Source organism: Psychrobacter sp. (assembly GCF_035469765.1).
Taxonomy (GTDB): Bacteria; Pseudomonadota; Gammaproteobacteria; order Pseudomonadales; family Moraxellaceae; genus Psychrobacter.
Window position 1 is genome coordinate 1 of the sequence record NZ_DATIRM010000020.1, and the last position, 11,089, is coordinate 11,089.

The window sequence follows — 11,089 nt, forward strand, 5'->3', positions numbered from 1 at the left end:
CGATAGTGTGCATAATCATCCTTAATAATTGAAATAATAGCTTATATATAGGCTGATATTAACAGCCTTGCTCCCACGCTACCTTATCAATATCTGACTGTCACGATCCCTTTAACCTTTAATACCATAAAACCTTCTGCTTAAATCATTTTCCAAGTCATGTCATTCTCAATCAGACGATGGTAATTAAGCTGCGGATAAACTGACAAATCCAGCGCTTGTAAGTTGTTTAAAGCCGTTAATAACGCCTCGTAATAAGGCTCTAGCATTGCAAACTGTGCAGGCGTGGTATGTTGGATATTTAACAAACACTTATCTTCTAAATCTTGGCTGGCTTGGCGCAGTTGTGGCACGCCCGTATAACGACTGCCGCCCAATATGCGGTGGGCAATTTGCGCAAGCATACTGCGATTGTGTGCCTCCCATGCTTGCGTCAATGCTTGTTTTTCATCATTAATAGTATCAAGCATCATAATGATGAGCTTGGCAGCAAGATCTGGCTTATTGGCTGATCGCGTCAATGCATCTTGCCAATCTAGAATATCCAAGGTATTAAATACGGAGGTTTCTAAGTTGTTCTCTTGTGGCAGATAAGAAGTATGTACTGACCTCTCATCTTTATTATCATCGAGCGTTTGCACAGGACGTGCGCCAAATGCCGCCTGTGCTTGTTCTTGAAAACGCAGGTTTTCATAGCGTGGCTGCGTTTCGCGCAGGTTTTCACGCCGATAGTCTTCACGTGGTTGACTGTCACGCAGATAGTCATCACGGATTTTTTTCAGTGACAAAGGTCGCGTCACTCTTTTCTCGTTGCTCATCTTGGTAGGTTTATAATTCTGAACCTGCTCGCTTCGAATCATTTGATAGGTAGGCGGCGCTGTATTTGTAAGCGCAGATGAAGAAGGTTGCAGCATCATATTTGGTACATCAGAATTTTGAGCGTTGATATTTTGAGCGTCAATGGTTTTTGACTCTAATACTTGCAAGTCACCTTCTACTCCAAAACCTTGTGAATGCTTATCATTTTCTGCCGTTAATGGTGATGACGAGGCACTACGCCCAAGCCATTTTTGTAATACTTGTAGCAGCTGCGGTTGACTGATGGGCTTGCCAACATAATCGTTGATACCACTGGTAATCAGCTTGTCGCGCTCATCTGCCAATCCATGTGCAGTCAGAGCAATAATGGGAATATGACTGTCTGACGCTTCAATTTTACGGATTTGCCGTGCTGCCTCATGTCCTGACATACGTGGCATTTGAATATCCATAAAGATAAGATCGATGCTGTCTTTATGCTGTGCCTTACCCTTTTCTTCTATCGTTGCGTCTTCGATATGTAACGTGCTAACCGCTGATTTACTGACATCATCGCGCGTGACCGCTTTTGAGATTTGAGTTTTTTTCGACAGGCTTTGTTTTTCAGTTTTGGCAGCTTTGATATTTTTCGCTTGTTGTTTACTGATTAGCTCTATCGCATCAAATCCGTTACTGGCCGTAATAACATGAATACCAAGCTCGCTCAGCAGCGCATCAAGCACCAGTAAGTTTGGCAAATGATCGTCAACTGCCAATACGGTAACGCCTTTCCAACGTGGTTCTGCAATACCAGTAGGTACGCTACGCTTTTGCGTATCGAGCATCGCATATAGCTGTCTCTTGTCTAATGGCTCATACAAGATATTGGCATGGTAACGATTGAGTAGTGCTTGATCAGCGGCAACTTGATAACCAAAGACGGCTAGTTTACCTTGATAATGCAGACGGATTTGCTTAAGCAATGCCATCATATCGTCTTGGGTATCATCATCGACAATGACCCAATCCCAATAATTACCCCGCTCTTTTAACGACTCAAGCAAGCCCGGTAATGAGTTGGCTTGTGTTAGCTTAATGGGCAGATGATGCAAGCTAGCTTTTAGTACTTGTATAGACGCAGTATGGTTAATCCAAATAAGCACATTAAACTCATCGGTCGCACTTGCCAAGGGTGCTAATACTGGCAGCTCAATGGTTTGTCCAGTTGCTGCCTCTAACACATCAACATGTGCCGGCATACGGAACCAAAACGTCGCGCCTTGATTAGAGATGTTTTCTTGCATATTGTCATAAAAACCAATATCGCCGCCCATCAGTCGCGTCAATTGCTTAGAGATGACCAGTCCCAGTCCTGTACCACCATATTGGCGTGTGATGGATGGATCTCCTTGACTGAAGCTTTGAAAAAGCATTTTCTGATCAGACAGCGAGATGCCTTTACCACTGTCTTGCACGCTAATCATCAAATAATTGTCTTGATAGTCGTCTAAACTAACGCGTACTACGACATCGCCACTGTCAGTAAATTTAATCGCATTACCGACGATATTGGTCAATACTTGCTTGAGGCGCAGCGCATCGCCATTGATACGCATTGGTACATCGTTATAGAAGAGTACCGCCATGCGCAGACCTTTTTCGGCAGAGACTGGAGACAGCATATCAACCACGTCATAAATGGTGTCATAAAGGTCAAACTCATGACGATCAAGTACCAACTTACCCGCTTCGATTTTGGAGAAATCAAGTACATCATTAACTAATGCCAATAAATGCGCGGACGATTTGCGGATGGTTTGTACATACAGGTCTTGTTCAGGATTAAGCTCACCATGACGCGCCAGCAAATTGATAAAGCCATCGATGCTATTGAGTGGCGTACGTAGCTCATGACTGATATTGGCTAAAAACGCTGATTTGGCTTGGCTGGTTGAAATTGCCGCATCACGTGCATTACGAATCGAGATGTTTTGCATCTCCATCTCATCAAAAGCAAGACGTAAATCATCCTCTGTTTGCTCCGCATGGTCTTTAAGCTCTTGAAAACTGACATATAAACGGCGTAACGTTCGAACCAAATCTCGTTGTAATAAATTCAGCTCACCATTTGATTCAACCGGAATAGGCTGATAAAGGTTATCGACATGCGTACGCTGTAGTTGCAAGCGCAGCTCATAAATCGGTGCTATCCAGCGCTTTGAATAGATATTTAAACTTAGTAGCAGAATTAACAGCGTGAACAAGCCGGTAATCACCAGCGCCATAGCGATACGATAACGCGCGATATACAGCGGCTCATTATCCATATCGACTAATAACCACAGCGTTTGACCATCAAACTCACCCAATATACTGCCGTAAGCAGTACCGATAGGGGTTGGTTTTTGCGCTAAAAAACGCTCTGATGGATCTATTGCAGGCCACGCCTCATACGTACCGTAGCCAACTGTTGCGAGTACGTCATTGCTCTGATTGACAATGGCGATACGCTGGACATGTTGCTCCGCCCGCATACGCCCAAGTTTATCTTGGATACCCTCTAGTGTTGCCATCGCAGCTTCTGAGACATTGTCAGTAATACCTTCATTGTTTTTTTCTGACGTCTGCGTCTTGGCATCATTTTGCGCTAGCAATTCAGGGACAATCTCTGCAATCGTTGGAGAATAGCGGATAAGCACCGCCTCAGCCAACACTGCTTGCTCTGAATTACTGGCACGCATGGTTTCATAAAACACCAGAATACCGCCCACTGCCGCAATTAAACAGATAGGCAAAAACACTAGTATCACCAGCTGACCATAGGCACTACTGGTATCAAAACGTTTTTTGTAAGCCATGCTAGATATTCTCTCCACTGCTGTTTTTGCTACCGATATTTTACAATGCGTTTATAAATAAGCCATTATAGCGCTTGCGATTATCTTAACAGGATTCTATCAGCGGCGGTTAGACAATCCTTATCGAAGCTCTATGCCTAAGCGCTGTCAAAAACGAGAGGTTATAATGGTACAAATTTTTATTTGCCACAATAAACACCTGACAGCCGCACCGTATTCACTTATTATTGTTAGCGCATTTATTAATACGTGGTTATTTAACACCGCAATACCACCATACTATCTAATTATCAAAAACCAATTTTCAAAACGCGACTGTCACCTTTAACGCATGGTTTTACAGACAGCGCGTTACTATCTCGTTAAACTATTTGAAACCGATATCACTAAGGATACTTTATGTCCGCTAAGGCTCCGTTAAACGCCAACTTTATCACTCAGATTACTGACCTTGCTGATTGCGTCGGTCAAACGCCGTTGGTCAAATTGCAGCGCTTACCTGAGCAAGAGCAGATTGACAATGGTGCCATCATGCTTGCCAAGCTTGAAGGTAATAATCCTGCTGGCTCTGTCAAAGATCGCCCTGCCTTTAACATGATTTATCAAGCAGAGCTGCGCGGTGATATCAAGCCGGGGGATATGTTGATTGAAGCCACCAGTGGCAATACTGGTATCGCGTTAGCTATGGTAGCGGCGATGCGTGGCTATCCGATTACCTTGTTTATGCCAAGCAACTCAACCCAAGAACGTAAAGACGCTATGATTGCTTATGGCGCTACGCTGATTGAGGTAGAAGAAGGGATAGAAGCCGCGCGCGATATGGCACTACAGATGCAAACGGATGGCAAAGGGATTGTATTAGATCAGTTTAATAACCCTGATAATAAGCAGGCACATTACTTGACCACAGGTCCTGAGCTTTGGACGCAAACAGAGGGTAAAATCACTCACTTTATTAGCTCTATGGGCACTACCGGCACTATTACCGGCGTAGCACAGTATTTAAAAGAACAAAACCCTGATATACAAATCATCGGTCTACAGCCTGATGAGGAAGCAGCTATCGCTGGTATCCGCCGCTGGCCTGCCGCTTATATGCCAGGAATTTTTGATGCCGACCTAGTCGATGAGATTATGGATATCAATCAGCGCCTCGCTGAAGTCTATATGCGTAAGCTGGCTAAAACCGAAGGGATCTTTGCGGGTGTCTCATCTGGTGCAGCAGCATGGGCGGCTACACAAGTCGCTAAGGCAAATCCTGACGCGGTTATTGCTTTTATTGTCTGTGATCGCGGTGATCGTTATTTATCGACCGGATTATATAATGTTGATGATAGTGTTGATGACAGCTTAGATAACGTAAAATAAGATAATCTGTATACAATACGATAAATGCATTTAATATAGCTTTATCAACCCATAATTAGGCAGAAAACTCTATGTCACAAGCTTTTTCGTCTGACCCTATACTGGTCTTTGATATTGAGACGGTTGCAGATACCGATGCTGCCCACCGCATCTATCCGCAATTGGCTGAGCTTAACGACGCAGACACATTAAGTGCGTTAACTGCCATTCGCATACAAGAAGCTGGGCATGATTTTATGCGTTTGCCATTACAGCGCATTGTCTGTATCTCTGCACTTTATATTAAGGATGGTACGTTTTCATTATTTTCTCTCACTGCAGACAAATTTAGCGAAAAAGAGATTCTTGCTAAGTTTTTTCGCGCCTTTAATGATATTGCAAAACTGCCTAAACTGATCAGCTGGAATGGTTCAGGCTTTGATATTCCCGTGCTTATTTATCGTGCCATGCAATATGATTTGGCAGCGCCGTGGTTATTTGAAGAAGGCGCACGTATCAAAAACATGCGTTTTGATAATTATGTCAATCGCTTCCATACTCGCCATATTGATTTGATGGATAGGTTCAGCCAATACGGTGCCAGTCGCCGTGAAGCAATGGATGTTGTTGCTAGTCTATATGGTTTACCCGGTAAGACGGATGTCGATGGCAGTATGGTTGGCGAGCTTGTCAGCAATAATGACTGGCAAACGCTGTCGATATATTGTGAGTCTGATGTGATGAATACTTGGCTGATATATCTGCGCTGGCTGCGCTTGACCGGTCAGCTATCTTTGCCAGATTTTGCCGTTTGGCAGCAGCAAAGTCGTGATTATTTAACTAAATTTGCCCAAGCAGATGGCACGCCACGTCATCAGGCATTTTTGAATGATTGGCTTAACAGCTAAAAATTCTAAAAATATTAGCTGAATAGCTTACTGATAAATGCTGTCTCTAAGCGATGATTATAAATTTATAGTCATCGCTTTTTTACTTTGTGAGCGTCTAATACCTTGGCAGCTTTATATGTTAAAATTGCTATTATTTTTAACACCTTCATTTTATAGGCAGGTTTATGCAACCCACCGATTTAAAGACTCTTACCAACGTAGATGCGACCGAACAGGCAAATGATACTCAAACCATTACGATTCCGCCTAGTAAGAAAAAATCTAAGCCATCATCAAAGACACGTCGTCGTCTAAAAGATGCTGAACCACTACCTTTTACTATCGATGGCGTATCACACGATGGTCGCGGCGTTGCCGTATATGGTAATGGTTTTGGAGAAGCTGACGGTCATATCACTGACAAGCACGGCAAAAAAATCTTTGTCAGCTTTGCGCTGCCAGGTGAAAGTGCATTGGTCAAGATTACCAATAGCCGTACCAGCTTTGAAGAAGGCGATGCCGTGAGCATCACTGCCAATCCAAATCCCGAACGCGTTGTACCGCCCTGCCCGCATTTTGGTGTTTGCGGTGGCTGTAACCTACAACATTGGCAGCCAGATGCACAAATTAACTTTAAGCAATCTGTCTTGGCTGAGATGTTGGTGCATCAAGCCAATGTGGCACCTGATCATTGGCTTGAGCCGGTAGTCGGTGATCGCCTTGGCTATCGTACCAAAGCGCGACTTGGTGTACGTTATGTTGTCAAAAAAGAAACTGCTTTGGTCGGCTTCCGTGAGCGCTCAAGTAATTTCTTAGCAGAGTTAAATGAATGTCATATCTTAGATCCGCGTATTGGTTTTGAGATTGAAAACTTAAAAACCCTTATTAGCACTTTAGAGAGCCGTGATAAGATTGCGCAGCTTGAATTGGCAATGGGTGAGCATTTGCCGGAGCTGCCTGACGGTGATCAGCCAGTCGCGTTGATTGTGCGTAATCTTGAGCCATTGTCAGATGCTGATATCGATAAACTTAAGGTATTTTTCGCGGCGCGCAATTGGCAGCTTTATTTGCAATCAAAGGGTGCGGATAGCATTCAGCGTATTGCATTGAAAGATACAGATGATTTAAGCGAGCAGTTTGGCCGCTTATATTATCAATTGCCAGAGTATGATTTGACGTTTGAGTTTATCCCTACCGATTTTACCCAAGTCAATCTGTCGGTAAACCGTCAAATGACCAAGCTCGCTTGTGATTTATTGGATTTAAAAGCGGGTGAACGCGTTCTAGATTTATTTAGCGGTTTGGGCAACTTTAGCTTACCACTAGCACGATTGGTTGGTGAAACCGGCTCGGTCGTTGGTGTTGAAGGCAGTGAAGCCATGACCGCACGCGCCGCTGATAATGCGCGCCGCAATGGCATTAATAACACTGAGTTTTATAGCCAAGATTTGACACACGACTGTACGGATAAACCGTGGGCCAACCAAGGGTTTGATGCACTGCTTATTGATCCACCGCGTTCTGGCGCGTGGGAGATTATGCAATATTTGCCTAAGTTTAACGCTGAGCGGATTGTCTATGTTTCCTGTAATCCTGCTACGCTGGCTCGTGATACTAAAGCATTGCTTGAACAGGGCTATCGTTTAACACATGCTGGCGTGATGGACATGTTTTGCCATACTGGTCACGTTGAGTCAATCGCGCGCTTTGAAAAAGTATCTGCTTAAACCGTATGTGATGGCAGAGTGTGGTATTAACCTATGATTTTTATAGGCGTTAATAGATACAAATTAAGAATGATATCTGCATTATTCGCATATGCGGCTAACGCTATCATTACAGAGCCTTGCTTGATTTGTCATCGCAACATGCCATAATAATAGCCACTGTTTTTATTTTAAAAAAACATGATGAGTCTACGTGCTCATGTTTCTATGTATGATTCCTATAATTGATTTTATAGCTGCTAAAAAACGGATTTTTTAGCAGCTGTATTGATTTATAACTGACCGTTTATCAATAGCAAGCTCATGTCTAGCTCTAGCATTGTAGATGGCGTTATCATCAAGTCAAAATGGCTAAGAGGAGTGGGCTATGGTAAAGATTCGTGAAGGATTACCGCTGGTAGATGGACAAACCACGCACGCCGACAGCGCAACTTTGGCGGCGCAGCTGGTTGCGAGTCAACGCTCTCATCAGTCTGCCAACAGCTATGCCCAAATTCCACTAGATATTAAATATCAGCTGGCCACTCATAAGCTTCATACTACCTTTGATCGCTCTGTCAATTACGCTTATTACAGTCATGACCCAAATCTTGAAAACGACTATTTAAGGGATAAAATCCTTGATGAATCAGCGACGTTTTCTCAGCAAGAGCTTGAAGCCATTGACTTAGATCAAATCAATATTGACGTACCTACTTGGCTTGATAATGTCGCCAAGCGTATTGGGCAAGAATCTGTGCCCAATCTTCACGCTGCCTGTGATTTTATCCGAAAGCATATGAATACCAGTGAATCAGAGCGTTCAGGCGCTTATGTAACCGGTATTGGCATGACAGATATTTTAACTTACCTTTATCAAGATGAAGATGCTTTAGTCGCTGCTATGCTTTATCGCAGTGCGCGCAAATCAATTATTAGTCTTAGCGACATCGAAAAAAAGTTTGGCACTGATATCTCAACCTTGGTTAAAGATACTTTATCAATGGGTCAATTGTCTGAGATTATCGAAAGCAATAAGCGCTTAGAAGATCACTTTGTGAATAATCAGCGGGATCAATTATCAAATATTTATAGCATGCTTATCTCAGTCACCAACGATGTACGGGTGGTACTGATTAAGCTTGCTGAACGTACTTTTGCTATGCGCGAGCTGACCTTTTCTAATGAAGCTCGGCAAACTCGTGTGGCGCGTGAGGTGATGACCATTTACGCGCCCTTGGCACATCGCTTGGGTATTGCTCAGCTTAAATGGGAGCTTGAAGACTTAGCCTTTCGCTACCTTGCTCCTGATCGTTATAAAGAAATTGCCAAACTATTATCAGAAAAACGTAGCGAGCGTGAATCCTATATTCAACGCGTACAAGATAGGCTTAATGAGTCTTTGGCAGAATCTGGTATTGAGGCCGAAGTTTCAGGGCGCGTCAAGCACATTTATTCTATTTATCGAAAAATGAAGCTCAAAGGCTTATCTTTTGATCAGCTATACGATATCCGTGCACTGCGCGTTTTGGTGACCACTCCTTCAGACTGTTATCATGTCCTTGGGCTGGTACATGGGTTATGGCGTTATATTCCTGAACAGTTTGACGACTATATTACCAACCCAAAGTCTAACGGTTATCGCTCACTGCATACTGCTGTTATTGCAGAAAACAAATCGCTTGAAGTGCAGATTCGTACTCAAGAGATGCATTTTGAAGCCGAGCTTGGTATGTGCGCCCATGTCAACTATAAAGAAGGGCTCAAAAACAAAAAGGACAATTACCTTAATCAGCGAATCAGCTCTTTACGTCAACTGCTGTCTATCAATAATCAGCCGCGCTCATCTTTATCAACCGGTGATGAATTAGAGGAGATTGAATATGATGACGAAGAGCAATTGGTTGATTTTGATGAGCTCGAACGTATATATATCTTTAGTCGTGATGGCGATATCACTGAGTTGCCAAAGGGCGCGACGGTACTGGATTTTGCGTATTATGTTCATACGCAAGTCGGTAATCGCGCCCAAGCAGCACGGGTCAATCAGCGTTATGTGCCGCTGACCTATCAGCTCAAGACAGGTGAGCAAGTTGAGATTATTACCAAATCCTCACGGGAGCCTAACCGTGATTGGCTGGTGGCTTCACTTGGCTATATTCATACCAACCGTGCCCGCTCAAAACTGCGTCAATGGTTTAATAAACAAGACCGCGATAAGAATATTGAAATCGGTCGTCAGATGCTCAGTAAAGAGCTTGAGCGCTTGTCGGTGCACCCAAATAGCATTGATTTAAATGACTATACGCAGCATTTTAATGTCAATAATACTGACGATATCGTGGTTGGTTTGGTTACGGGTGAAATTGGTCTAAATCAGCTTACCAGTCATATCTCTCGTCAGCTGCATCTAGAGCCTGAAAGCTCTGAAGAAGATTTTGCCCCTATTATCGATAAAAGAGATTCAGGTAAGCTTGATGCTTACAAAATCCAAATAGATGGCTTGGATAACATTGAAGTTGGGTTGGCAGGCTGCTGTCATCCGGTGCACGGTGAGCCTATTGCGGGTTATATTACCTTGTCGCGCGGTGTCAGCGTGCACAATCGCGGTTGCCCTGAATATCTACGCTTGATTGAACGTGATCCTGAACGCGAAATCAAAGCGGCTTGGAAGATTAAATCAGGTCGCTATCAGCCGGTTGATATTCATATAGAAGCCTATGATAGACGTGGGTTATTGCGCGATTTAACCCAAATTATTGACAAAGAAAACGTCAATATTCGTCAGGTTCAAACACTGAGCAATGATGATAACATTGCCTTTTTAAAGTTTCATATTGAAGTGTCGGGGCTAGCACATTTATCCAAGTTACTTGCCAAGCTTGAACAGCAGCACGGTATCTTACATGCTCGCCGTGCGATTGCTTAACGAGACTACTGATATTATATTCCAAAAATACATTCAATCCTTAATAGAGATTTAATAAAATACTATGCCTGAGTTGCCAGAAGTAGAAACGACAAAAACCAGTCTGACGCCCTTATTAGGTCAAAAAGTCACCAGCGTAAAAGTCTTTCAACCCAAACTGCGTTGGTCGATGCCTGATAATTTAGCAGATTTGGTTGATTACATATTAGACAGCGTTGAGCGACGAGCAAAGTATTTAATCCTAAATTTCATCCCATTAGCTGGCAGTAATACCTCTTCTGTTCAATCGACAGCTTTACAACCGCGACAGCTTTTGGTTCATCTTGGTATGTCAGGTAGCTTGCAACAACACAGTCATGCAAGCGATAAGCGCAAACATGACCACTTGGTTATGAGCTTTATCGGTAGTGACAACACCCAAACGCAGCTACACTATTATGACCCCAGACGCTTTGGCTCTATCTTATGGCTTGAGGATTATGGTGATAAATTATTAAACCATTTAGGACCTGAACCATTATCAGCTGAGTTTACGGCAGACTATTTATATCATCTCATCCA

The 11,089-nt window shown here is 43.3% G+C and carries 6 protein-coding genes; 5 read left to right on the forward strand and 1 reads right to left on the reverse strand.

Annotated features, from left to right (window positions below; genetic code table 11):
• Positions 1-140 precede the first annotated feature (140 nt).
• The gene (locus VLN09_RS00455) at positions 141-3,656 is read right to left on the reverse strand and encodes an ATP-binding protein (RefSeq protein WP_325243045.1); all 3,516 of its coding nucleotides are present in this window, start codon (positions 3,654-3,656) and stop codon (positions 141-143) included.
• 399 nt (positions 3,657-4,055) lie between these two features.
• Between VLN09_RS00455 and cysM the strand changes: the two genes are divergently transcribed.
• From cysM to VLN09_RS00480, 5 genes are all read left to right on the forward strand, one after another.
• Positions 4,056-5,024 carry a cysteine synthase CysM gene (gene cysM, locus VLN09_RS00460; RefSeq protein WP_325243047.1) on the forward strand — a complete coding sequence of 323 codons (969 nt, stop codon included), beginning with the start codon at positions 4,056-4,058 and terminating at the stop codon, positions 5,022-5,024.
• 71 nt (positions 5,025-5,095) lie between these two features.
• Complete coding sequence (locus VLN09_RS00465; RefSeq protein WP_325243049.1) at positions 5,096-5,911, forward strand: 3'-5' exonuclease; 816 nt, start codon at positions 5,096-5,098, stop codon at positions 5,909-5,911.
• 167 nt (positions 5,912-6,078) lie between these two features.
• The gene (rlmD, locus tag VLN09_RS00470; protein WP_325243050.1) at positions 6,079-7,620 is read left to right on the forward strand and encodes a 23S rRNA (uracil(1939)-C(5))-methyltransferase RlmD; all 1,542 of its coding nucleotides are present in this window, start codon (positions 6,079-6,081) and stop codon (positions 7,618-7,620) included.
• Between the two features lie 367 nt (positions 7,621-7,987).
• On the forward strand, positions 7,988-10,528 hold the full coding sequence (locus VLN09_RS00475) for a bifunctional (p)ppGpp synthetase/guanosine-3',5'-bis(diphosphate) 3'-pyrophosphohydrolase (RefSeq protein ID WP_325243052.1): 2,541 nt from the start codon (positions 7,988-7,990) through the stop codon (positions 10,526-10,528).
• Positions 10,529-10,592: 64 nt separating this feature from the next.
• Positions 10,593-11,089: DNA-formamidopyrimidine glycosylase family protein (locus VLN09_RS00480; protein ID WP_325243054.1), on the forward strand; the 497-nt coding region annotated here is incomplete at its 3' end.

Coding starts and splice junctions, on each gene's coding strand:
- VLN09_RS00465 (WP_325243049.1), top strand. CDS start 5,096: ATGTCACAAGCTTTTTCGTCTGACCCTATACTGGTCTTTGATATTGAG.
- VLN09_RS00475 (WP_325243052.1), top strand. CDS start 7,988: ATGGTAAAGATTCGTGAAGGATTACCGCTGGTAGATGGACAAACCACG.
- VLN09_RS00455 (WP_325243045.1), bottom strand. CDS start 3,656: ATGGCTTACAAAAAACGTTTTGATACCAGTAGTGCCTATGGTCAGCTG.
- rlmD (WP_325243050.1), top strand. CDS start 6,079: ATGCAACCCACCGATTTAAAGACTCTTACCAACGTAGATGCGACCGAA.
- cysM (WP_325243047.1), top strand. CDS start 4,056: ATGTCCGCTAAGGCTCCGTTAAACGCCAACTTTATCACTCAGATTACT.